Origin of the sequence: Klebsiella sp. HC6 (assembly GCF_022605325.1) — a bacterium.
GTDB lineage: Bacteria > Pseudomonadota > Gammaproteobacteria > Enterobacterales > Enterobacteriaceae > Klebsiella > Klebsiella terrigena.
Genome location: NZ_CP093276.1, coordinates 3,988,831 through 4,011,430, shown reverse-complemented (window position 1 = coordinate 4,011,430; position 22,600 = coordinate 3,988,831). Strand labels below are relative to the sequence as shown.

Annotated in this window: 17 protein-coding genes; 16 read left to right on the top strand and 1 reads right to left on the bottom strand. The window is 59.3% G+C overall.

The annotated features are described in order from the left end of the window. The first annotated feature begins 240 nt into the window (after positions 1–240). The 12 genes from serC (at position 241) to MMW58_RS19360 (ending at position 14,446) form a co-directional block, all read left to right on the top strand. Positions 241–1,329 carry a 3-phosphoserine/phosphohydroxythreonine transaminase gene (serC, locus tag MMW58_RS19415; protein WP_241721900.1) on the top strand — a complete coding sequence of 363 codons (1,089 nt, stop codon included), beginning with the start codon at positions 241–243 and terminating at the stop codon, positions 1,327–1,329. Positions 1,330–1,401: 72 nt separating this feature from the next. Then, entirely contained in the window at positions 1,402–2,685 is a 1,284-nt protein-coding gene (aroA, locus tag MMW58_RS19410; RefSeq protein ID WP_159237195.1) for a 3-phosphoshikimate 1-carboxyvinyltransferase, read from the top strand. 193 nt (positions 2,686–2,878) lie between these two features. Then, positions 2,879–3,562, top strand: a complete 684-nt coding sequence (gene cmk / locus MMW58_RS19405) for a (d)CMP kinase (RefSeq protein WP_045854654.1) — start codon at positions 2,879–2,881, stop codon at positions 3,560–3,562. 135 nt (positions 3,563–3,697) lie between these two features. Further along, on the top strand, positions 3,698–5,371 hold the full coding sequence (gene rpsA / locus MMW58_RS19400) for a 30S ribosomal protein S1 (protein ID WP_004860074.1): 1,674 nt from the start codon (positions 3,698–3,700) through the stop codon (positions 5,369–5,371). Positions 5,372–5,522: 151 nt separating this feature from the next. Then, on the top strand, positions 5,523–5,810 hold the full coding sequence (ihfB, locus tag MMW58_RS19395; RefSeq protein WP_004100704.1) for an integration host factor subunit beta: 288 nt from the start codon (positions 5,523–5,525) through the stop codon (positions 5,808–5,810). Between the two features lie 209 nt (positions 5,811–6,019). Next, on the top strand, positions 6,020–8,284 hold the full coding sequence (locus MMW58_RS19390) for a ComEC family protein (RefSeq protein WP_241721899.1): 2,265 nt from the start codon (positions 6,020–6,022) through the stop codon (positions 8,282–8,284). 36 nt (positions 8,285–8,320) lie between these two features. Then, positions 8,321–10,069 (top strand): lipid A ABC transporter ATP-binding protein/permease MsbA, encoded by a 1,749-nt coding sequence (gene msbA, locus MMW58_RS19385; RefSeq protein WP_045854656.1) that lies wholly within the window; start codon positions 8,321–8,323, stop codon positions 10,067–10,069. Further along, positions 10,066–11,046 (top strand): tetraacyldisaccharide 4'-kinase, encoded by a 981-nt coding sequence (gene lpxK / locus MMW58_RS19380; RefSeq protein WP_241721898.1) that lies wholly within the window; start codon positions 10,066–10,068, stop codon positions 11,044–11,046. The genes msbA and lpxK overlap by 4 nt, the downstream gene beginning before the upstream one ends. A 57-nt stretch (positions 11,047–11,103) precedes the next feature. Next, positions 11,104–12,333: a winged helix-turn-helix domain-containing protein gene (locus MMW58_RS19375; protein WP_241721897.1), complete on the top strand. Its 1,230-nt coding sequence runs from the start codon at positions 11,104–11,106 to the stop codon at positions 12,331–12,333. A 154-nt stretch (positions 12,334–12,487) separates the two neighbouring features. Continuing rightward, complete coding sequence (gene ycaR, locus MMW58_RS19370) at positions 12,488–12,670, top strand: protein YcaR (RefSeq protein ID WP_041144800.1); 183 nt, start codon at positions 12,488–12,490, stop codon at positions 12,668–12,670. Continuing rightward, entirely contained in the window at positions 12,667–13,413 is a 747-nt protein-coding gene (kdsB, locus tag MMW58_RS19365; protein WP_241721896.1) for a 3-deoxy-manno-octulosonate cytidylyltransferase, read from the top strand. Before ycaR ends, kdsB begins: the two co-directional genes overlap by 4 nt. Positions 13,414–13,552: 139 nt before the next feature. After that, a complete protein-coding gene (locus tag MMW58_RS19360) occupies positions 13,553–14,446 on the top strand; it encodes a YcbJ family phosphotransferase (protein ID WP_133597084.1) in 894 nt (297 codons plus the stop codon). Here MMW58_RS19360 and elyC read toward each other — a convergent pair. Further along, entirely contained in the window at positions 14,423–15,202 is a 780-nt protein-coding gene (gene elyC / locus MMW58_RS19355) for an envelope biogenesis factor ElyC (RefSeq protein WP_133597086.1), read from the bottom strand. The two genes, MMW58_RS19360 and elyC, sit on opposite strands and share 24 nt — an antisense overlap. A gap of 120 nt (positions 15,203–15,322) precedes the next feature. Between elyC and cmoM the strand changes: the two genes are divergently transcribed. Genes cmoM through mukB form a run of 4 tightly spaced genes read left to right on the top strand, consistent with a single transcriptional unit; the run spans position 15,323 to position 22,575 of the window. Further along, on the top strand, positions 15,323–16,123 hold the full coding sequence (gene cmoM / locus MMW58_RS19350) for a tRNA uridine 5-oxyacetic acid(34) methyltransferase CmoM (protein ID WP_132511809.1): 801 nt from the start codon (positions 15,323–15,325) through the stop codon (positions 16,121–16,123). Then, a complete protein-coding gene (gene mukF / locus MMW58_RS19345) occupies positions 16,120–17,442 on the top strand; it encodes a chromosome partition protein MukF (RefSeq protein WP_045854663.1) in 1,323 nt (440 codons plus the stop codon). Before cmoM ends, mukF begins: the two co-directional genes overlap by 4 nt. Further along, positions 17,423–18,127 (top strand): chromosome partition protein MukE, encoded by a 705-nt coding sequence (mukE, locus tag MMW58_RS19340; protein ID WP_133597088.1) that lies wholly within the window; start codon positions 17,423–17,425, stop codon positions 18,125–18,127. Before mukF ends, mukE begins: the two co-directional genes overlap by 20 nt. Next, a complete protein-coding gene (mukB, locus tag MMW58_RS19335) occupies positions 18,127–22,575 on the top strand; it encodes a chromosome partition protein MukB (protein ID WP_241721895.1) in 4,449 nt (1,482 codons plus the stop codon). Before mukE ends, mukB begins: the two co-directional genes overlap by 1 nt. The last annotated feature ends 25 nt before the right edge of the window (positions 22,576–22,600 follow it).

Sequence of the window (22,600 nt, the reverse complement as noted above, 5' to 3'; positions counted from 1 at the left end):
CTCATAAGTTTTAGGCATTGCGATGCGTGTCGCTGAATGATAAAACCGATGTACCCGTCATACTTCAGGCTGCATGTGCGCTGGCCGCACTCGTGCAAGCCGGCCGCTGACTTCAGCAGGCGCCCGCGGAAGAATCCACTGGTCGCCCGTCCGCAGCTCGAATTATCATGGTCAGATACCGAAATAACTTATGCACGCGACGGTTCGCGGGCAAATAACATAGCAACGTGGTGAGGGGAAATGGCTCAGGTCTATAACTTTAGTTCGGGCCCGGCAATGCTGCCGGCGGAAGTTCTCAAACTGGCTCAGCAGGAGCTTTGCGACTGGCAGGGTCTGGGAACGTCGGTAATGGAGATCAGTCACCGTGGTAAAGAGTTTATCCAGGTGGCCGAGGCGGCGGAGCGGGATTTTCGCGATCTGCTCAACATCCCCTCCAACTACAAAGTTTTATTCTGCCATGGCGGCGGTCGCGGCCAGTTCGCCGGCGTCCCGCTGAACCTGCTCGGCGATAAAACCACCGCTGACTACGTTGACGCTGGCTACTGGGCAGCAAGCGCCATTAAAGAAGCGAAAAAATACTGTTCGCCAAATACCATCGACGCCAAAGTCACCGTTGATGGCCTGCGGGCCGTCCGTCCGATGAGCGAATGGCAGCTGACGCCGGGCGCGGCCTACCTGCACTACTGCCCGAATGAAACCATCGACGGCATCGCCATTGATGAAACGCCGAACTTCGGCGATGACGTCGTTGTCGCCGCCGATTTCTCTTCGACTATTTTGTCCGCGCCGATCGACGTCAGCCGCTTTGGCGTCATCTACGCCGGCGCGCAGAAAAACATTGGCCCGGCAGGGCTGACGCTGGTTATCGTTCGCGAAGACCTGCTGGGTAAAGCGAACGTCGCCTGTCCGTCAATACTCGATTACTCCGTGCTTGATGCCAATGATTCCATGTTCAACACGCCGCCGACCTTTGCCTGGTACCTCTCTGGCCTGGTATTCAAATGGCTGAAAGAGCACGGCGGCGTGGCGGCAATGGATAAAATCAACCAGCAAAAAGCCGATCTGCTCTACGGTACGATCGACGGCAGCAGCTTCTATCGTAACGACGTGGCGGCGGCCAACCGCTCGCGCATGAACGTTCCGTTCCAGCTGGCCGACAGCGCGCTGGACAAGCTGTTCCTCGAAGAGTCCTTCGCCGCTGGCCTGCATTCACTGAAAGGGCACCGCGTCGTGGGCGGTATGCGCGCATCTATCTATAACGCAATGCCGCTGGCGGGCGTGCAGGCGCTGACCGACTTTATGCAGGACTTTGAGCGTCGTCACGGCTAATCATTGTTGTGCTTTTCATCCCCGCGGCCGGTCTGCGGGGTTTTTATTCCGTTTTTTTGAGAGTTGAGTTTGATGGAATCCCTGACGTTACAACCCATCGCGCGCGTGGATGGCACCGTGAACCTGCCTGGGTCTAAAAGTGTCTCTAACCGCGCTTTGCTGCTGGCGGCATTAGCCCGTGGCACCACGGTGCTGACCAACCTGCTGGACAGCGACGATGTTCGCCACATGCTGAATGCCCTGAGCGCCCTGGGAGTTCATTACACCCTGTCCTCCGATCGTACCCGCTGTGAAGTGACCGGCAACGGTGGTCCGCTGCGGGCGAATAGCGCGCTGGAGCTGTTTCTGGGCAACGCCGGGACCGCCATGCGTCCGCTGGCGGCAGCCCTGTGCCTGGGCAGCAACGATATCGTGCTGACCGGTGAACCGCGGATGAAAGAGCGTCCGATTGGTCATCTGGTTGATGCGCTACGTCAGGGTGGCGCCCAAATTGAGTATCTGGAGCAGGAAAACTATCCGCCTCTGCGCCTGCGCGGCGGCTTTGCCGGCGGCAGCGTTGAGGTTGACGGCAGCGTTTCCAGCCAGTTCCTTACCGCTCTGCTGATGACTGCGCCGCTGGCGCCGCAGGACACCATTATCACCATTAAAGGCGATCTGGTTTCCAAACCCTATATTGATATTACGCTGCACCTGATGAAGACCTTCGGCGTGGACGTTGAAAACCAGTCCTATCAGCGTTTTGTCATTCGCGGCAATCAGCACTACCGCTCTCCGGGCGACTACCTGGTTGAGGGCGATGCCTCTTCGGCGTCCTACTTCCTCGCGGCGGGCGCCATTAAGGGCGGTACGGTGAAAGTCACCGGCATCGGCCGTAACAGCGTGCAGGGCGATATCCGCTTTGCCGACGTGCTGGAAAAAATGGGCGCTATCGTCAGCTGGGGCGATGACTATATTGCCTGTACCCGCGGCGAGCTGAACGCCATCGATATGGACATGAACCATATTCCGGATGCGGCAATGACTATCGCCACCGCGGCGCTGTTTGCCAAAGGCACCACCACGCTGCGCAATATTTATAACTGGCGCGTGAAAGAGACCGATCGTCTGTTCGCGATGGCCACCGAACTGCGCAAAGTCGGCGCTGAAGTGGAAGAGGGTGAGGATTACATCCGCATTACGCCTCCGCTGGCGCTGCAGTTTGCTGAGATTGGCACCTATAACGATCACCGCATGGCGATGTGCTTCTCGCTGGTGGCGCTTTCCGACACGCCGGTGACGATCCTCGATCCGAAGTGCACGGCAAAAACCTTCCCTGACTACTTCGAGCAGCTGGCGCGGATTAGCACCCAGGCGTAAGCGCCTGCGGTTGCGCCAACGTAAAGCTTTGTCATCTGCGGGCTGATATGCCGTCAGCCCGCTATAATTGCGCAATTATTCTGCATTTCATTTCCGGTCGTCCGTATTTTGCATCCAATGCTCACTTTCCGTCGTATAGATGCGTATAATGCGCGGCGTTTATATTCTATGCGCCTTGCTGAAGGAGAAAAAGATGACGGCAGCTATTCCGGTAATCACCATTGATGGGCCTGGCGGTGCGGGTAAGGGAACGTTGTGCAAGGCGATGGCGGAAGCGTTAGGCTGGCATTTGCTCGATTCCGGCGCTATCTATCGCGTTCTGGCGCTGGCGGCGCTGCATCATCACGTGGACGTCGAGTCTGAAGAAGCCCTGGTGCCGCTGGCCGCGCACCTGGACGTGCGCTTTATTTCCACCGATGGCAGCCTCGAAGTTATCCTTGAAGGTGAGGACGTTAGCGCGGCAATTCGCACGCAGGAAGTGGCGAATACCGCTTCGAAAGCCGCGGCTTTTCCCCGGGTGCGTGAAGCTCTGTTGCGCCGTCAGCGCGCGTTTCGCGAACTGCCGGGCCTGATTGCCGACGGACGCGATATGGGCACCGTGGTGTTCCCCGATGCGCCGGTGAAAATTTTCCTTGATGCGTCCGCGCAAGAACGTGCGCATCGGCGTATGCTGCAGTTGCAGGAAAAGGGCTTTAGTGTTAACTTTGACCGCCTTTTATCCGAGATAAAAGAGCGTGACGACCGCGATCGCAATCGCAGCGTGGCGCCACTTGTCCCGGCTGCCGATGCTTTAGTTCTCGATTCTACTGAACTAAACATTGAGCAAGTAATTGAAAAAGCGCTACAATATGCGCGCGAGAAATTGGCAGCCGCTTAGCCGTTACCGGCAAAGCGCAGCGGCCTCCGAATTATAGCAGTACCCCCGCAGCAACGGAGTGTTAGCGGGTATGTTAAACAACCCCATCCGGCACGGAGCCAGGTGGACGTTAAATATGAAACCTGAAGATTAAACATGACTGAATCTTTTGCTCAACTATTTGAAGAATCCTTAAAAACAATCGAAACCCGTCCGGGTTCCATCGTTCGTGGTGTTGTTGTTGCTATCGACAAAGATATCGTACTGGTTGACGCCGGTCTGAAATCTGAGTCCGCCATTCCGGCAGAGCAGTTCAAAAACGCCCAGGGCGAGCTGGAAATCCAGGTCGGTGACGAAGTTGACGTTGCTCTGGATGCAGTAGAAGACGGCTTCGGTGAAACCCTGCTGTCCCGTGAAAAAGCTAAACGTCACGAAGCTTGGATCACGCTGGAAAAAGCTTACGAAGAAGCTGAAACTGTAGTCGGTGTTATCAACGGCAAAGTTAAAGGTGGCTTCACTGTTGAGCTGAATGGTATTCGCGCGTTCCTGCCGGGTTCCCTGGTTGACGTTCGTCCGGTTCGCGACACGCTGCACCTCGAAGGCAAAGAGCTTGAGTTCAAAGTAATCAAGCTGGACCAGAAGCGTAACAACGTTGTTGTTTCCCGTCGTGCCGTTATCGAATCCGAGAACAGCGCAGAACGCGATCAGCTGCTGGAAAACCTGCAGGAAGGCATGGAAGTCAAAGGTATCGTTAAGAACCTCACTGACTACGGCGCATTCGTTGATCTGGGCGGCGTCGATGGCCTGCTGCACATCACCGACATGGCGTGGAAACGCGTTAAGCACCCGAGCGAAATCGTAAACGTTGGCGACGAAATCACTGTTAAAGTGCTGAAGTTCGACCGCGAGCGTACCCGTGTATCTCTGGGCCTGAAACAGCTGGGCGAAGATCCGTGGGTAGCTATCGCTAAGCGTTATCCGGAAGGTACCAAACTGACCGGTCGCGTGACCAACCTGACCGACTACGGCTGCTTCGTTGAAATCGAAGAAGGCGTTGAAGGCCTGGTTCACGTTTCCGAAATGGATTGGACCAACAAAAACATCCACCCGTCCAAAGTTGTTAACGTTGGCGACGTAGTGGAAGTTATGGTTCTGGATATCGACGAAGAACGTCGTCGTATCTCCCTGGGCCTGAAGCAGTGCAAAAACAACCCATGGCAGCAGTTCGCGGAAACCCACAACAAGGGCGACCGTGTTGAAGGTAAAATCAAGTCTATCACTGACTTCGGTATCTTCATCGGCCTGGACGGCGGCATCGATGGCCTGGTTCACCTGTCTGACATCTCCTGGAACGTTGCAGGCGAAGAAGCAGTACGTGAATACAAAAAAGGCGACGAAATCGCAGCAGTTGTTCTGCAGGTTGACGCAGAACGTGAGCGTATCTCTCTGGGCGTTAAGCAGCTCGCAGAAGATCCGTTCAACAACTGGGTTGCACTGAACAAGAAAGGCGCAATCGTAAACGGTAAAGTCACTGCAGTTGACGCTAAAGGCGCAACCGTAGAACTGGCTGACGGCGTTGAAGGTTACCTGCGTGCTTCTGAAGCATCCCGTGACCGCGTTGAAGATGCGACTCTGGTTCTGAGCGTTGGCGATGACGTTGAAGCTAAATTCACCGGCGTTGATCGTAAAAACCGCGCAATCAGCCTGTCCGTTCGTGCGAAAGACGAAGCTGATGAGAAAGATGCAATCGCAACTGTTAACAAACAGGAAGATGCAAACTTCTCTAACAACGCAATGGCTGAAGCTTTCAAAGCAGCTAAAGGCGAGTAATCTTAGTCTTTCGGGTTACAACAACCTGAATTACGACGAGTTTACTTGACAGATTGCAGGATTCGTCCTGTAATCAAGCACAAAGGGCGGCTACGGCCGCCCTTGTTTAAAGCTGTTAGCTAATCTGGCCCTGAAGGAAACCGGAGGAAAAATGACCAAGTCAGAATTGATAGAAAGACTTGCCAGCCAGCAATCCCACATTCCTGCGAAAGCGGTTGAAGATGCTGTTAAAGAAATGCTGGAACATATGGCCTCAACGCTTGCTCAAGGTGAGCGCATTGAAATCCGCGGTTTCGGCAGCTTCTCTTTGCATTACCGAGCACCTCGCACCGGGCGTAACCCGAAAACTGGCGATAAAGTCGAGCTGGAAGGCAAGTACGTTCCGCACTTTAAGCCTGGGAAAGAATTACGCGACCGCGCCAATATTTACGAAGAGTAAGTTTCGCTGAACGGCGTTAACGTACTCCGAAGATAAAAAAAGCACCTTCAGGTGCTTTTTTTATGCCCGCAATCCGACCTTCCTCGCAAACCTCTGCCTGCTTTAGCGCAACGCGCCAATATTCCCGGAAGCCGGCACCCGCGCCGCGCCGCTGCTGGATGACTATCGACTAACCCGACGCGATACTTCCCTTAAACAGGGAGGTTGGCATGCGTTTACCCCAGCTTGCGGGTTGTGCGATCGTCGGAATCTTGCCGCTGCTGCTGCTCGCGCGGCTGCCCGAACTGGCTACCCTGTGGTGGCTGGCGGGCCCGGCGTTTGCCGCGTCGCTGTTCCGCTGGCGGCCCCTGCGCTTCGCGGCGCTGACGCTGCTTTTTTTCCTCTGGGGTGTGCTGAGCGCTCATCAGGTCATCTGGCCGACGCACGCCTTATCCGGTAGTCCGCGGCGAGTAGAGGTTGAGCTGACGGCGACGGACGAGGGGACCCGCCATCAGGCAAATATCATCCGGGTGGAGGGGCGGCGGCTGCTCCCGGCGCCGGGGATCGCGCTCTACGGCCAGGCGTTTCCCGAACCGCCGTGCGCAGGGCAGCGCTGGATGATGACGGTTCATATTCGCCCGGTACACGGCCAGCTTAACGACGGCGGTTTTGACAGCCAGCGCTATGCCCTGGCGCAGTCTCGCCCCGTGACCGGGCGCTTCACGTCCGCAGAGGCTCTCGACCTGCGCTGCAGCCGACGCGCGGCCTATCTGCGCTCGTTAACCCGTACCCTCGATGCGCTGCCGTGGCGGTCGGTGATATTAGGATTAGGGATGGGGGAGCGGCTGGTGGTGCCGAAGGAGATCAAGCTCCTGATGCAGCAAACGGGGACCTCCCATCTGATGGCCATCTCCGGTTTACATATTGCGTTGGGTGCCATACTGGGTGGGCTACTGACTCGCGGCGCGCAGTTCTTTTTCCCCTGCCGCTGGATTGTCTGGCAGCTGCCGCTGCTGATTGGCCTGGCCTGCGCGCTGTTCTATGCCTGGCTTACCGGCATGCAGCCACCCGCGCTGCGAACCTGCGTCGCACTCGCCGTCGGCTGCGGGCTGCGGCTATCCGGCAGGCGCTGGACGTCATGGCAGATAGGGATATGCTGCGTGGGCGCTATTCTGTTTGCCGATCCGCTGGCCGTGCTATCCGACAGCCTGTGGCTCTCGGTATTTGCCGTGGCGACGCTCATTTTTTGGTACCGGCTGGCGCCGCTGCCCCCGACATCGCGAGGCTGGCTGCTGCGCCAGCTGCTAGGGCTAAGCCACCTGCAGTTCGGGCTAATGCTGCTGCTGTTGCCGATGCAGATTGTTATCTTTCACGGTATCAGCCTGACCTCGTGGCTGGCGAACCTTGTTGCCGTGCCGCTGGTCACTTTTGCCATCGTGCCCCTTATTCTGGCAGCGATGCTGCTGCACCTTTGCGGCCCTGCGGTGGTTGAGATGGCGCTATGGCTATCGGCAGACCGCCTGCTGGCGGCGCTGTTCTGGTTTCTGCGCGGGCTGCCGCAGGGCTGGCTGCCGCTGGATTCTCGCTGGACGGGCGTCAGCGCGCTGCCCTGGCTGCTGCTGATTGTCTGGCGCTTTCACGCCTGGCGCTCGCTTCCGGCGCTGTGCCTGAGCAGCATCGTGCTGCTGAGCTGGCCCTTCTGGCGGCCGATGACGAAGGAGGAGTGGCGCGTGACGATGTTGGACGTTGGGCAGGGGCTGGCGATGGTCATCGAACGGCAGGGAGCTGCAATCCTCTATGACACCGGCCTGGCCTGGCCCGAGGGCGACAGCGGTCAGCTGATTATCATCCCCTGGCTACGCTGGCACCATCTGCGGGTGGAAGGGATTATTTTGAGCCATGAGCATCTTGACCACCGCGGCGGCCTGAATTCGATACGCCAGGTCTGGCCAGCGGCCTGGATACGCAGCCCTCTGGGGTGGGTGGGGCATCGCGCGTGCAGAAGGGGAGAGCGCTGGCGGTGGCGCGGTTTAACCTTTAGCGCGCTTTGGCCGCTGCCGGGAGCGACCGCAGCCGGCAATAATCGCTCCTGCGTGGTGCGCGTTGACGACGGCCGGCGCAGTATTTTGCTCACCGGTGATATCGAAGCGGTAGCAGAACGGGCAATGCTGAGCCGCTACTGGCAGCATCTGGCGTCTACACTTATCCAGGTTCCGCATCATGGCAGCAATACCTCTTCGACCATTGCGCTGCTGCAGCGCACCGGCGGCGAGGCGGCGCTGGCCTCGGTATCCCGCTATAATGCGTGGCGTATGCCTTCGGATAAGGTTGTCCAGCGCTATCGACAGCAGGGCTACCGCTGGTTCGATACGGCCCGTCAGGGGCAAATTACGGCTATTTTTTCCCCAGATGGTTGGCAAATCCTTAGCTTACGAGATCAACTTTTACCTCGTTGGTATCATCAGTGGTTTGGCGAGACCGAGGATAACGGGTAGAATATGCGGCTATTTCAACATAAGCTGGTTTACTGAATGCAGAATGATAAAGATCTCTCCACGTGGCAGACCTTCCGCCGCCTCTGGCCGCTTATTGCGCCATTTAAAACCGGACTGATCGTCGCGGCAATTGCGTTAGTCTTTAACGCGGCTAGTGATACCTTCATGCTATCGCTTCTTAAACCGTTATTGGATGATGGTTTTGGTAAAACGGATCGCTCAGTGCTGCTATGGATGCCGCTGGTGGTGATTGGGCTGATGCTGCTGCGTGGCGTCACCAGCTATATTTCGAGCTACTGTATCTCGTGGGTTTCCGGCAAGGTCGTGATGACCATGCGACGCCGTTTATTCAGCCACATGATGGGGATGCCGGTCTCCTTTTTCGATAAACAGTCCACCGGTACGCTGCTGTCGCGTATCACCTATGATTCCGAGCAGGTTGCCTCGTCCTCTTCCAGCGCGCTGATCACCGTTGTGCGCGAAGGTGCGTCGATCATCGGTCTGTTTATCATGATGTTCTACTACAGCTGGCAGCTGTCGCTGATCCTGATCGTGCTGGCGCCAATCGTCTCCATCGCGATCCGCGTGGTCTCGAAGCGTTTTCGTAATATCAGCAAGAATATGCAGAACACCATGGGCCAGGTGACCACCAGCGCGGAACAGATGCTCAAAGGGCATAAAGAAGTGCTGATGTTTGGCGGCCAGGCCGTAGAAACCAAGCGTTTCGATAAGGTCAGCAACAAAATGCGCCTGCAGGGGATGAAAATGGTCTCCGCATCGTCCATCTCTGACCCCATCATTCAGCTGATCGCCTCTCTGGCGCTGGCGTTTGTGCTCTACGCCGCCAGCTTCCCAAGCGTTATGGAAACGCTGACTGCCGGTACGATTACCGTGGTCTTCTCCTCGATGATCGCCTTAATGCGTCCGCTGAAGTCTCTTACCAACGTCAACGCGCAGTTCCAGCGCGGGATGGCCGCCTGCCAGACGCTGTTTGCTATTCTTGATTCCGAGCAGGAAAAAGACGAAGGCACGCGGGTTATCGAGCGCGCGAAGGGGAGCCTTGAGTTCAGTAACGTCACCTTTACCTACCCTGGCCGTGAAACGCCGGCGCTGCGCAACATCAGCCTGAATATTCCGGAAGGTAAAACCGTGGCCCTGGTGGGACGTTCGGGATCGGGTAAATCGACAATCGCGAGCCTGATCACGCGCTTTTATGATATCGATGAAGGCCAGATTCTGCTCGACGGTCACGATCTGCGCGAATACACCCTGGCCTCCCTGCGCGATCAGGTCGCCCTGGTTTCGCAAAACGTGCACCTGTTCAACGATACCGTAGCCAACAACATTGCCTACGCGCGCAACGAAGAGTACAGCCGCGAGCAGATCGAAGAGGCGGCGCGGATGGCCTATGCCATGGACTTTATCAGTAAAATGGATAACGGCCTCGATACCGTCATCGGCGAGAACGGCGTGCTGCTTTCCGGCGGCCAGCGCCAGCGTATCGCCATCGCGCGCGCGCTGCTGCGTAACAGCCCAATCCTGATCCTCGATGAGGCAACGTCGGCGCTGGATACCGAATCTGAACGCGCCATTCAGGCGGCGCTGGACGAGCTGCAGAAAAACCGCACCTCGCTGGTGATCGCCCACCGCCTGTCAACCATCGAGAAGGCCGATGAAATCGTGGTGGTCGAAGATGGACGCATCGTTGAACGCGGCAGCCACGCTGACCTGCTGGAACATCGCGGCGTTTACGCTCAGCTGCATAAAATGCAATTTGGCCAATGATTGCGCGCATCTGGTCCGGTGAGTCGCCTTTATGGCGGCTGCTGCTTCCGCTCTCCTGGCTTTACGGCCTGGTGAGCGGCCTGATTCGTCTCAGCTATCGGCTGGGGCTGAAGAAGGCCTGGCGCGCGCCGGTTCCGGTTGTTGTTGTCGGTAACCTCACCGCCGGCGGTAACGGCAAGACGCCGGTTGTCATCTGGCTGGTGGAGCAGCTGCAGCAGCGCGGGATCCGCGTTGGCGTTGTTTCCCGCGGCTACGGCGGTAAGGCGGCGAGCTATCCGCTGGTGCTCAACAGCACCACCGGCACATCGGAAGCCGGCGACGAGCCGGTGCTGATTTATCAACGCACCGGCGTGCCGGTGGCGGTCTCCCCCCAGCGCAGCGATGCGGTGCGGGCGCTGCTTGCCGTACACGACCTGCAGCTTATCGTCACCGACGATGGCCTGCAGCACTACGGGCTGGCGCGCGATAAAGAAATCGTGGTTATTGACGGCGTACGCCGCTTTGGCAACGGCTGGTGGCTGCCGGCCGGGCCGATGCGCGAACGCGCCTCACGCCTGCGCAGCGTCGATGCCATTATCGCTAACGGCGGCGTCGCGCGGCCGGGAGAGATAGCCATGCAGCTGCGCCCCGGGCAGGCGGTGAATGTGCTTAACGGCGAACGACGCGATGTGGCGAGCTTTGATAACGTCGTCGCGATGGCCGGGATTGGCCATCCGCCGCGCTTTTTTGCCACCCTCGAAGGCTGCGGCGTGCGGCCGATAAAAACCGTGGCGCTGGCCGATCATCAGGCCCTTACCCGTGCCGACGTTGCCGCGCTGGTGACCGAGCGGCAAACGCTGCTGATGACCGAAAAAGACGCGGTGAAATGCCGGGCCTTTGCCGAAGCCAACTGGTGGTATCTGCCCGTCGACGCCATAATGACGGACGAACGCGCGCAGCGGCTGCTTACGGATCTGGCGACGCTGGCGCAACGTTAGTTTTCGCCACGCCTGCTTTCGGTGCCGCTGTATCGGGATCCACAACGGAGAACCTGCATGTCGGTACTAACGCTTTCACTTAAAGAAGCCCGCCATCTTCACCTTGCGGCGCAGGGCCTGCTGAAAAGGCCCCGCCGTCGCGCCCAATCGGCCGATATTCTGCAGGCTATCCGCCAGATGTCGCTGCTGCAAATTGATACCATCAACGTCGTCGCCCGCAGCCCCTATCTGGTGCTCTTCAGCCGCCTCGGCGGCTATCCGCAAAGCTGGCTGGACGAGGCGCTGCGCGCGGGCGAACTCATGGAATACTGGGCTCATGAGGCCTGTTTTTTACCACGCAGCGATTTTTCGCTGGTGCGCCACCGCATGCTGACGCCGGATAACATGGGCTGGAAGTATCATAAGGGGTGGATGACGGAGCATGCGGATGATATCCAGCTGCTGCTGGAGCACATCGCGCAAAATGGCCCGGTACGCTCGGCCGACTTTAGCCATCCGCGTAAAGGTGCCAGCGGCTGGTGGGAGTGGAAGCCGCACAAGCGTCATCTGGAGGGGCTGTTTACCGCCGGCGAAGTGATGGTCGTGGAACGGCGCAACTTTCAGCGGGTTTACGACCTGACGCAGCGGGTGATGCCGCACTGGGACGATGCGCGCGATGCGCTGTCGCAGGCGCAGGCTGAAGAGATTATGCTGCGCAATAGCGCCCGCAGCCTGGGTATTTTCCGCCCGCAGTGGCTGGCGGACTATTATCGCCTGCGGCAGCCGGCGCTCGCGGGCCTGCTGGCAAACTGGCAGGAAGAGGGGCTGGTGACGGCGGTGAACGTCGAAGGGCTCGGCGATATGTGGCTGCACCGGGAGGCTCTGCAGCAGCTGGAGGCGGCGCCGGGCGGCAGGCTTTCGGCGAGCCATAGTGCGGTGCTGTCGCCGTTCGACCCGGTCGTCTGGGACCGTAAGCGCGCCGAGCAGCTGTTTAATTTTAGCTACCGCCTCGAGTGCTATACGCCGGCGCCAAAGCGCCAGTATGGCTACTTCGTGCTGCCGCTGCTGCATCAGGGCAGGCTGGTGGGCCGCATGGACAGCAAAATGCATCGCAAAACCGGGGTTCTGGAAATTTTCTCGCTATGGCTGGAAGAGGGCGTCAAGGTGACCTCTGGCCTGGAGAGTGGGCTGCAGCGGGCGATTGACGATTTTGCCCGCTGGCAGCAGGCCGAACGCGTGAGCTTCGGCCAACTGCCGGCGGAACTCTTTGCCGACCGCCGGCAGGGCTGGCAGCTCGACGCTATTTGAGCGGCCGGCATCCGTCCGGCCGCATCGCCAAACGCCGCTCGGCAGCGGCGCGTCGGCGGGCTTTCGCCCCTTAGCCGCTCGCGCAAACGGATCCCGGTGTCAGGTATCCTGTGCTATGCTGCTGCGGAATCTATTCGGTCCATCAGGAGGAAACATGGATCACCGTTTACTTGAAATTATCGCCTGTCCTGTTTGCAACGGTAAACTGTATTACAGCCAGGATAAGCAAGAGCTTATCTGCAAAATTGACAGCCTGGCCTTTCCTCTGCGCGACGGTATTCCCGTATTGCTGGAAACCGAAGCCCGCTCGCTAGCCGTTGGAGAGAGCCACTCATGAGTTTTGTGGTCATCATTCCTGCGCGCTTTGCCTCCACGCGTTTGCCCGGTAAGCCACTGCAGGATATTAACGGCAAACCGATGATTGTCCATGTGCTGGAGCGCGCGCGCGAGTCCGGGGCCGAGCGTATTATCGTCGCTACCGACCATGAAGAGGTGGCGCGCGCGGTGGAAGCCGCCGGCGGCGAAGTGTGCATGACGCGCGCCGATCATCAGTCCGGCACTGAACGCCTGGCGGAAGTTGTCGAGAAGTGCGCCTTCAGCGATGAGACGATTATCGTCAATATTCAGGGCGACGAGCCGATGATCCCGCCGGCGATTGTGCGCCAGGTGGCCGAGAATCTGGCCTCCAGCACCAGCGGGATGGCGACGCTGGCGGTGCCGATCCACGATGCCCAAGAGGCGTTCAATCCGAATGCGGTGAAGGTGGTGATGGATGCCGAAGGCTACGCCCTCTACTTCTCCCGCGCCACGATTCCCTGGGATCGCGATCGCTTTGCGCAGTCCCGCGACGCCATCGGCGATTCGCTGCTGCGTCATATCGGCATCTACGGCTATCGCGCAGGCTTTATCCGCCGCTATGTCAGCTGGGCGCCGAGCCCGCTGGAGCAGATCGAAATGCTCGAGCAGCTGCGCGTGCTGTGGTACGGCGAAAAAATCCATGTCGCGGTAGCGGAAGTTGTCCCGGGCACCGGCGTCGATACGCCGGAAGATCTGGAGCGCGTTCGCGCCGAGCTGCGTTAATTCCCCGATCCCCTCCGTCAGGAGGGGATATCCTCAGGCTATTTTTCCATACTTTTCGCCGCAATTTTTGATCTCACCCGATGACAACCTCGCGACCGACGCTCATGATAAAACCAGTAGTGTTCATGAGGGTAATTCAATGGAACAGTTGCGAACCGAGCTGAGTCACCTGCTGGGCGAAAAGCTCAGCCGGGTAGAGTGCGTGAGCGAGAAGCCCTTAACGGCGCTGTGGGCGCTCTATGATGCACAGGGAAATCCGCTGCCGCTGCTGGCGAGAAGCTTCACCACGCCCGGCGTCGCGCGCCAGCTGGCGTGGAAGATATCAACCCTGGCCCGCAGCGGCTCCGTGCGTATGCCGGTGGTCTACGGCGTGATGACGCATGAGGAGCACCCCGGGCCGGACGTTCTGCTGATTGAGCGGCTGCGCGGCGTCTCCGTCGAAGCCCCGGCCCGCACTCCGCAGCGCTGGGAGCAGCTGCAGGAGCAGATCGTTGAAGCGCTGCTGTCGTGGCACCGTCAGGATAGCGGCGGCTGCGTCGGGGTGGTGGATTGTACGCAGGAGAACCTGTGGCCAAACTGGTACCGCCAGCGGGTGGAGGTTCTGTGGGGGACGCTTAACCTGTATCAGGATACCGGCCTGACGATGAAGGACAAGCGGATCCTCTTCCGCTCGCGCGAGTGCCTTGGCGAATTATTTAAAGACTTCAACGACAACTGCGTGCTGGTGCACGGCAGCTTCACGCTGCGCAGCATGCTGAAGGACGCGCGTAGCGACCAGCTGCTGGCCATGGTGGGGCCGGGGATGATGCTGTGGGCGCCGCGTGAATATGAGCTCTTCCGCCTCTGCGACGGCGGGCAGGCGGAACAGCTGCTGTGGCACTATCTGCACCGCGCGCCGGTAGCGGAATCCTTTCTCTGGCGGCGCTGGCTCTATCTGCTGTGGGACGAGGTCGACAGCCTGGTCAACACCGGGCGCTTCGATCGCGCCCGCTTTGATTTGGCGGCGAAATCACTCCTGCCCTGGCTCGCCTGACGCGCCTTTAAGCCACTGCCAGACGCGCCCCAGCGTTTCATAGCCGACGCGATCGCTGTGCATCAGCCAGAAGGGAGACGGGATTGCGCGCTCCCAGGGATTTAGCGGCGATTCGACCGCCAGCTGGTTGGCCGGTGCCGGCAGCGGATTGAGCCCGGCATGGCGGAAGAAGATCATCGCTCGCGGCAGATGCGACGCGGAGGTGACCAGCAGGAAAGGCGCATCGCCAATCGCCTGTTTTACCGCCTGAGCCTCTTCTTCCGTATCCTTTGGCCGATCGAGGACGATAATGTCGCCGGCCGGCACGCCGAGGCTCTCCGCGACGCGAGCGCCGGCCAGCGCGGTGCTGACCGGGTTGGTTTTCGCCGCGGCGCCGGTAAAGATCATCTTCGATCCCGGATTCTCATGCCACAGGCGGATCCCTTCGGTCAGCCGCGGCAGGCTGTTGTTAATCAGGTTCGAGCTGGGCGCCCACGCCGAATTCCACGTGTACCCGCCGCCGAGCACCACCACATACTGAACCTTTTCGCTGCCGCGCCATGTCGGATAGGTATCTTCAATCGGCTTGAGCAAGCTGTCGGCCACCGGCTGCAGGCTGAGCAGGGCCAGCAGCAGCCAGCCGATGCTGACGCAGGCCTTGCCGGTTTTTTGCCAACGGCTAAACCACAGCAGCGCGATGCCGAAAGCGATCAGCATCAGCAGCAGGGGAAGGGGCAGCATCATGCCGCCCAAATATTTTTTCAGCGTAAAAAGCATGCCAGATGGGTCCTTTTTAACCACATAACCAAACTTATGCCCCGATCTTATAACAGATCGCTTCACTCTCAGCGCGGGTATGACAAAATAGCGGCTTTGTGTTGGCTTGTGGAGTCGCCCGTGCAGGATCGCAATTTCGATGACATTGCCGAAAAGTTTTCGCGCAATATATACGGCACCACCAAGGGCGAACTGCGCCAGGCTATCCTCTGGCAGGATCTGCAGCCGCTGCTGGATCGGCTGGGTCCCGGGCCGCTGCGCGTTCTCGACGCCGGCGGCGGCGAGGGGCAAACGGCGGTAAAGGTGGCTCAGATGGGTCATCACGTCACGCTCTGCGATCTTTCTGCCGAGATGGTTGCTCGCGCCCGGCAGGCGGCAGTCGATAAAGGTGTGATCGACAACATGCATTTTGTACAATGCGCGGCTCAGGATATTGCGCAGCATTTGGAAAGCCCGGTCGATCTGATACTGTTTCATGCGGTGCTGGAATGGGTGGCCGAGCCTCAGGAGATGCTGCGGGCGCTGTGGTCGGTGCTGCGTCCCGGCGGCGCGCTGTCGCTAATGTTCTACAATGCTAACGGTCTGCTGATGCACAACATGGTCGTCGGAAACTTCGATTACGTGCAGATCGGGATGCCAAAAAAGAAAAAACGCACGCTATCGCCGGACTATCCGCGTTCGCCGGAGCAGGTGTACGGCTGGCTGGAAGAGCAGGGCTGGCAAATTACCGGCAAAACCGGCGTGCGGGTGTTTCATGACTATCTGCGTGAAAAACGCAGACAGCGCGACAATTTTGCGGCGCTGCTGGAGCTGGAGACGCGCTACTGTCGCCAGGAGCCGTATATTAGCCTGGGTCGCTATATTCACGTCACCGCGATGAAGAACCAGGCTCAGAGCTGCAGATGCAAGGATAAAGTATGAGTGAATTTTCCCAGACAGTCCCCGAACTGGTTGCCTGGGCCAGAAAAAATGATTTTTCTATTTCGCTGCCGGTCGACAGACTCTCTTTTCTGCTGGCGGTTGCCACGCTGAACGGCGAGCGGCTTGAAGGGGAAATGACCGAGGGAGAACTGGTGGACGCGTTCCGCCACGTCAGTGATGCGTTTGAGCAGACCAGCGAAACCATCAGCCAGCGCGCCAATAACGCGATTAACGATATGGTGCGCCAGCGTCTGCTGAACCGCTTTACCAGCGAACTCACGGAAGGCAACGCTATTTATCGCCTGACGCCGTTAGGTATTGGGATTACCGACTACTATATTCGCCAGCGCGAGTTTTCCACGCTGCGCCTGTCGATGCAGCTCTCGATCGTCGCCGGCGAGCTCAAGCGCGCCGCCGATTCTGCGGAAGAGGGCGGCGACGAGTTTCACTGGCATCGTAACGTCTTCGCGCCGCTGAAATATTCGGTCGCGGAAATTTTTGACAGCATCGATCTGACCCAGAGGATCATGGACGAACAGCAGCAGCTGGTGAAGGACGACATCGCCCAGCTGCTGAACAAAGACTGGCGAGCGGCGATCTCCAGCTGCGAGCTGCTGCTTTCGGAAACCTCCGGGACGCTGCGCGAACTGCAGGATACGCTGGACGCGGCGGGCGATAAGCTGCAGGCTAACCTGCTGCGGATCCAGGACGCGACGCTCGCGCGCGACGACCTGCATTTTGTCGATCGCCTGGTGTTCGATCTGCAGAGCAAGCTTGATCGTATCGTAAGCTGGGGCCAGCAGGCCATTGACCTGTGGATCGGCTACGATCGCCACGTGCACAAGTTTATCCGTACCGCCATTGATATGGATAAAAACCGCGTCTTTGCTCAGCGTCTACGCCAGTCGGTGCAGACCTACTTCGATGCGCCGTGGGCCCTGACCCACGCCAGCGCCGACCGCCTGCTCGATATGCGTGACGAAGAGATGGCGCTGCTCGACGAAGAGGTCACCGGGGAGCTCCCTGAGGATCTGGAGTACGAAGAGTTTAATGAAATCCGTGAACAGCTGGCGGCCCTGATTGAAGCGCAGCTGGTTATTTATAAAGACAAAGGTCTGCCGCTGGACCTCGGCCTGGTCGTTCGCGAGTATCTGGCGCAGTATCCGCGCGCGCGGCACTTCGACGTGGCGAGAATCGTCGTCGATCAGGCGGTACGCCTGGGCGTAGCGCAAGCAGATTTCACCGGACTGCCGGCACAATGGCAGCCGATTAATGATTACGGAGCCAAGGTACAGGCGCATGTCATCGACAAATATTGAACAAGTGATGCCGGTTAAGCTGGCGCTGGCGTTGGGCAATCCGTTATTTCCGGCGCTGGATAGCGCCCTGCGTGCGGGCCGCCATATCGGCCTGGACGAACTGGATAATCACGCATTTTTGATGGATTTTCAGGACTACCTGGAAGAGTTTTACGCTCGCTATAACGTTGAGCTGATTCGCGCGCCGGAGGGGTTCTTCTACCTGCGTCCGCGCTCCACCACGCTGATCCCGCGCTCGGTGCTGTCAGAGCTGGATATGATGGTCGGCAAAATTCTTTGCTACCTCTACCTGAGCCCGGAGCGCCTGGCGAATGAGGGGATCTTCACCCAGCAGGAGCTCTACGACGAGCTGCTGAGCCTGGCGGACGAAGCCAGGCTGCTGAAGCTGGTGAATAACCGCTCCACCGGTTCGGACCTCGACAGGCAGAAGCTGCAGGAAAAAATGCGCGCGTCGCTTAACCGCCTGCGCCGTCTCGGCATGGTGTGGTTTATGGGCCATGACAGCAGCAAATTCCGCATTACCGAATCGGTGTTCCGCTTCGGCGCTGACGTTCGCGCCGGCGACGATCCGCGCGAGGCGCAGAAGCGCCTGATCCGCGACGGCGAAGCGATGGCGCTGGAGAATCACCTGCAGCTCAATGATGAGAATGAAGAGAATCAGCCGGATAGCGGGGAGGAAGAGTAATGATTGAACGCGGTAAATTTCGCTCGCTAACGCTGGTTAACTGGAACGGCTTTTTTGCCCGTACTTTTGACCTGGATGAACTGGTTACCACGCTTTCAGGGGGCAACGGCGCCGGGAAATCAACCACCATGGCGGCCTTCGTCACGGCCCTGATCCCGGACCTGACCCTGCTGCACTTCCGTAACACCACCGAAGCGGGCGCCACCAGCGGCTCGCGCGATAAGGGCCTGCACGGCAAGCTGCGCGCCGGGGTGTGCTACTCGGTGCTGGACGTTATCAACTCTCACCACCAGCGCGTGGTGGTGGGCGTACGTCTGCAGCAGATTGCCGGTCGCGACCGCAAAGTCGATATCAAGCCGTTTGCCATCCAGGGCCTGCCGGACTCTATTCAGCCGACTCAGCTGCTGACGGAAACCCTTAACGAACGCCAGGCGCGCGTCCTGAGCCTCAACGAGCTAAAAGATAAGCTGGAAGAGATAGAAGGGGTGCAGTTCAAGCAGTTCAATTCGATCACCGACTATCACTCGCTGATGTTCGACCTGGGCGTGGTCGCCCGCCGTCTGCGCTCAGCCTCTGACCGTAGCAAATACTATCGCCTGATCGAAGCCTCGCTGTACGGCGGGATCTCCAACACCATTACCCGCTCGCTGCGCGACTACCTGCTGCCGGAAAACAGCGGCGTACGCAAGGCGTTCCAGGATATGGAAGCCGCGCTGCGTGAAAACCGCATGACCCTGGAGGCGATCCGCGTCACGCAGTCCGACCGCGATCTGTTCAAGCACCTGATCAGCGAGGCCACCAACTACGTGGCGGCGGACTACATGCGTCACGCCAACGAGCGTCGCGTCCACCTGGATAAAGCGCTGGAGTACCGTCGCGATCTGTTCACCTCCCGCGCACAGCTGGCGGCAGAGCAGTATAAGCACGTCGATATGGCCCGCGAGCTGCAGGAGCATAACGGGGCAGAAGGCGAGCTTGAGGCCGACTATCAGGCCGCCAGCGATCATCTGAACCTGGTGCAAACCGCGCTTCGCCAGCAGGAAAAAATCGAGCGCTACGAAGCGGATCTCGACGAGCTGCAGATCCGTCTTGAAGAGCAGAACGAAGTGGTGGCGGAAGCGACCGATCTGCAGGAAGAGAACGAGGCTCGTGCGGAAGCCGCAGAGCTGGAAGTGGATGAGCTGAAAAGCCAGCTTGCCGACTACCAGCAGGCGCTGGACGTCCAGCAGACCCGCGCGATCCAGTACAACCAGGCGCTGCAGGCCTTAGACCGTGCGAAGGCGCTGTGCCATCTGCCGGATTTAACCGCGGAAAGCGCCGGCGAGTGGCTGGAAACCTTCCAGGCGAAGGAGCAGGAAGCGACGGAGAAAATGCTGTCGCTGGAACAAAAAATGAGCGTTGCGCAAACCGCGCACGGTCAGTTTGAGCAGGCTTTCCAACTGGTGGCGGCCATCAACGGCCCGCTGGCGCGTAACGAAGCCTGGAACGTAGCGCGCGAGCTGCTGCGCGACGGCGTCAACCAGCGCCATCACGCCGAACAGGCGCCGGGGCTGCGCAGCCGCCTGACCGAGCTGGAGCAGCGCCTGCGCGAGCAGCAGGAAGCTGAACGCCAGCTCAACGAATTCTGCAAGCGCCAGGGCAAGCGTTACGATATTGACCGCCTGGAAACGCTGCACGAAGAGCTGGAAGCGCGAATTGCCTCCTTGTCCGACGGCGTCTCCTCCGCCAGCGAGCAGCGAATGACGCTGCGTCAGGAGCTGGAGCAGCTGCAGTCCCGTACCCAGACGCTGCTGCGTCGGGCGCCGATCTGGCTGGCGGCGCAGAACGCCCTCAGCCAGCTCTGCGAGCAGAGCGGGGAGCAGTTTGAATCAAGCCAGGACGTCACCGAATACCTCCAGCAGCTGCTGGAGCGCGAGCGCGAGGCTATCGTTGAGCGCGACGAAGTCGGCGCGCGTAAGCGGGCTATTGATGAAGAGATTGAGCGTCTTAGCCAGCCGGGCGGCTCGGAAGATCCGCGGCTGAATGCCCTGGCAGAGCGTTTTGGCGGCGTGCTGTTGTCGGAAATTTATGACGACGTTAGCCTTGAAGATGCGCCGTACTTCTCGGCCCTGTACGGCCCGTCGCGCCACGCCATCGTGGTTCCCGACCTGTCGCAGCTCACCGGGCAGCTTGAAGGCCTTGAGGATTGCCCGGAAGATCTCTACCTGATCGAAGGCGATCCGCAGTCGTTCGATGACAGCGTCTTTAGCGTTGATGAGCTGGAGAAAGCGGTGGTCGTCAAGGTTGCCGATCGCCAGTGGCGCTACTCGCGCTTCCCGACGCTGCCGCTGTTTGGCCGCGCCGCCCGTGAAAGCCGTATTGAAAGCCTGCACGCCGAGCGGGAAGAGCTGTCCGAGCGTTTTGCGACCCTGTCGTTCGACGTGCAGAAGACCCAGCGTCAGCACCAGGCCTTCAGCCGCTTTATCGGCAGCCACCTGGCGGTGGCCTTCGAAGACGATCCGGAAGAAGAGATCCGTAAGCTCAACGGCCGCCGCGGCGAGCTGGAGCGGGCGCTTAACGCGCACGAGAGCGATAACCAGCAGAACCGGCTGCAGTACGAGCAGGCAAAAGAGGGCGTTTCCGCGCTTAACCGCCTGCTGCCGCGCCTTAGCCTGCTGGCGGACGAGACGCTGGCCGATCGCGTCGACGAGATTCAGGAGCGCCTGGACGAAGCCGAGGAAGCGGCCCGCTTTATCCAGCAGCACGGCAATCAGCTGGCGAAGCTGGAACCGATGCTCTCGGTACTGCAGAGCGATCCGGAGCAGTTCGAGCAGCTGAAAGAAGACTACGCTTACTCGCAGCAAACCCAGCGTGAAGCGCGCCAGCAGGCGTTTGCGCTCAGCGAAGTGGTGCAGCGTCGCGCCCACTTTAGCTACTCTGATTCCGCGGAGATGCTCAGCGGCAACAGCGATCTCAACGAAAAGCTGCGCCAGCGTCTGGAGCAGGCGGAGGGCGAACGCAGCCGGGCTCGTGACGCCACGCGTACGCATACCGCGCAGCTGAACCAGTACAACCAGGTTCTGGCCTCGCTGAAAAGCTCGTATGACACCAAAAAAGAGCTGCTGGGCGATCTGTATAAAGAGCTGCAGGATATCGGCGTGCGCGCCGATAGCGGGGCGGAAGAGCGCGCCCGCGTGCGTCGTGATGAGCTGCATACGCGTCTGAGCAATAACCGCTCGCGGCGCAATCAGCTGGAAAAAGCCCTGACCTTCTGCGAAGCGGAGATGGACAACCTGACCCGCAGGCTGCGCAAGCTTGAGCGCGATTACTGCGAAATGCGTGAGCAGGTGGTCAGCGCCAAAGCCGGCTGGTGTGCGGTGATGCGGCTGGTGAAAGACAACGGCGTTGAGCGCCGGCTGCACCGTCGCGAGCTGGCCTACCTCTCGGCAGACGAGCTGCGTTCGATGTCGGATAAAGCGCTCGGTGCGCTGCGTCTGGCGGTGGCGGATAACGAACACCTGCGTGACGTGCTGCGAGTCTCTGAAGATCCGAAGCGTCCTGAGCGCAAAATTCAGTTCTTCGTTGCCGTCTACCAGCACCTGCGCGAGCGTATCCGTCAGGATATTATCCGCACCGACGACCCGGTTGAGGCGATTGAGCAGATGGAGATCGAGCTCAGCCGTCTGACCGAAGAGCTGACCAACCGCGAGCAGAAGCTGGCGATCAGCTCCCGCAGCGTGGCCAATATCATCCGCAAGACCATTCAGCGCGAGCAGAACCGTATTCGGATGCTCAACCAGGGCCTGCAGAGCGTCTCCTTTGGTCAGGTCAACAGCGTGCGTCTCAACGTCAACGTGCGGGAAACCCACTCGACGCTGCTCGACGTGCTGTCTGAGCAGCATGAGCAGCATCAGGATCTGTTCAACAGCAACCGCCTGACCTTCTCGGAAGCGCTGGCGAAGCTCTATCAGCGCCTCAATCCGCAGATTGATATGGGCCAGCGTACTCCGCAAACCATCGGTGAAGAGCTGCTGGACTACCGCAACTATCTGGAGATGGAAGTGGAAGTTAACCGCGGCTCCGACGGCTGGCTGCGCGCGGAGTCCGGCGCGCTGTCGACCGGGGAAGCGATCGGTACCGGGATGTCGATTCTGGTGATGGTCGTTCAGAGCTGGGAAGACGAGTCCCGCCGCCTGCGCGGTAAAGACCTGTCGCCGTGCCGTCTGCTGTTCCTCGACGAAGCGGCGCGTCTTGATGCCCGCTCTATCGCCACCCTGTTTGAGCTGTGCGAACGTCTGGAAATGCAGCTGATTATTGCCGCCCCGGAAAATATCAGCCCGGAAAAAGGCACCACCTATAAGCTGGTGCGTAAGGTGTTCAATAACCATGAGCACGTGCACGTGGTTGGCCTGCGCGGTTTCGCGGCCCAGCTGCCCCAAACGCTGCCGGGCACGGCGGACGCTTCCTGACCGATCTGCAGTGATATACAGTGAG

Excerpts from the sequence above, each read along its gene's own strand:
- serC (WP_241721900.1), top strand. The coding sequence starts at position 241 with ATGGCTCAGGTCTATAACTTTAGTTCGGGCCCGGCAATGCTGCCGGCG.
- aroA (WP_159237195.1), top strand. The coding sequence starts at position 1,402 with ATGGAATCCCTGACGTTACAACCCATCGCGCGCGTGGATGGCACCGTG.
- cmk (WP_045854654.1), top strand. The coding sequence starts at position 2,879 with ATGACGGCAGCTATTCCGGTAATCACCATTGATGGGCCTGGCGGTGCG.
- rpsA (WP_004860074.1), top strand. The coding sequence starts at position 3,698 with ATGACTGAATCTTTTGCTCAACTATTTGAAGAATCCTTAAAAACAATC.
- ihfB (WP_004100704.1), top strand. The coding sequence starts at position 5,523 with ATGACCAAGTCAGAATTGATAGAAAGACTTGCCAGCCAGCAATCCCAC.
- MMW58_RS19390 (WP_241721899.1), top strand. The coding sequence starts at position 6,020 with ATGCGTTTACCCCAGCTTGCGGGTTGTGCGATCGTCGGAATCTTGCCG.
- msbA (WP_045854656.1), top strand. The coding sequence starts at position 8,321 with ATGCAGAATGATAAAGATCTCTCCACGTGGCAGACCTTCCGCCGCCTC.
- lpxK (WP_241721898.1), top strand. The coding sequence starts at position 10,066 with ATGATTGCGCGCATCTGGTCCGGTGAGTCGCCTTTATGGCGGCTGCTG.
- MMW58_RS19375 (WP_241721897.1), top strand. The coding sequence starts at position 11,104 with ATGTCGGTACTAACGCTTTCACTTAAAGAAGCCCGCCATCTTCACCTT.
- ycaR (WP_041144800.1), top strand. The coding sequence starts at position 12,488 with ATGGATCACCGTTTACTTGAAATTATCGCCTGTCCTGTTTGCAACGGT.
- kdsB (WP_241721896.1), top strand. The coding sequence starts at position 12,667 with ATGAGTTTTGTGGTCATCATTCCTGCGCGCTTTGCCTCCACGCGTTTG.
- MMW58_RS19360 (WP_133597084.1), top strand. The coding sequence starts at position 13,553 with ATGGAACAGTTGCGAACCGAGCTGAGTCACCTGCTGGGCGAAAAGCTC.
- elyC (WP_133597086.1), bottom strand. The coding sequence starts at position 15,202 with ATGCTTTTTACGCTGAAAAAATATTTGGGCGGCATGATGCTGCCCCTT.
- mukF (WP_045854663.1), top strand. The coding sequence starts at position 16,120 with ATGAGTGAATTTTCCCAGACAGTCCCCGAACTGGTTGCCTGGGCCAGA.
- mukE (WP_133597088.1), top strand. The coding sequence starts at position 17,423 with ATGTCATCGACAAATATTGAACAAGTGATGCCGGTTAAGCTGGCGCTG.
- mukB (WP_241721895.1), top strand. The coding sequence starts at position 18,127 with ATGATTGAACGCGGTAAATTTCGCTCGCTAACGCTGGTTAACTGGAAC.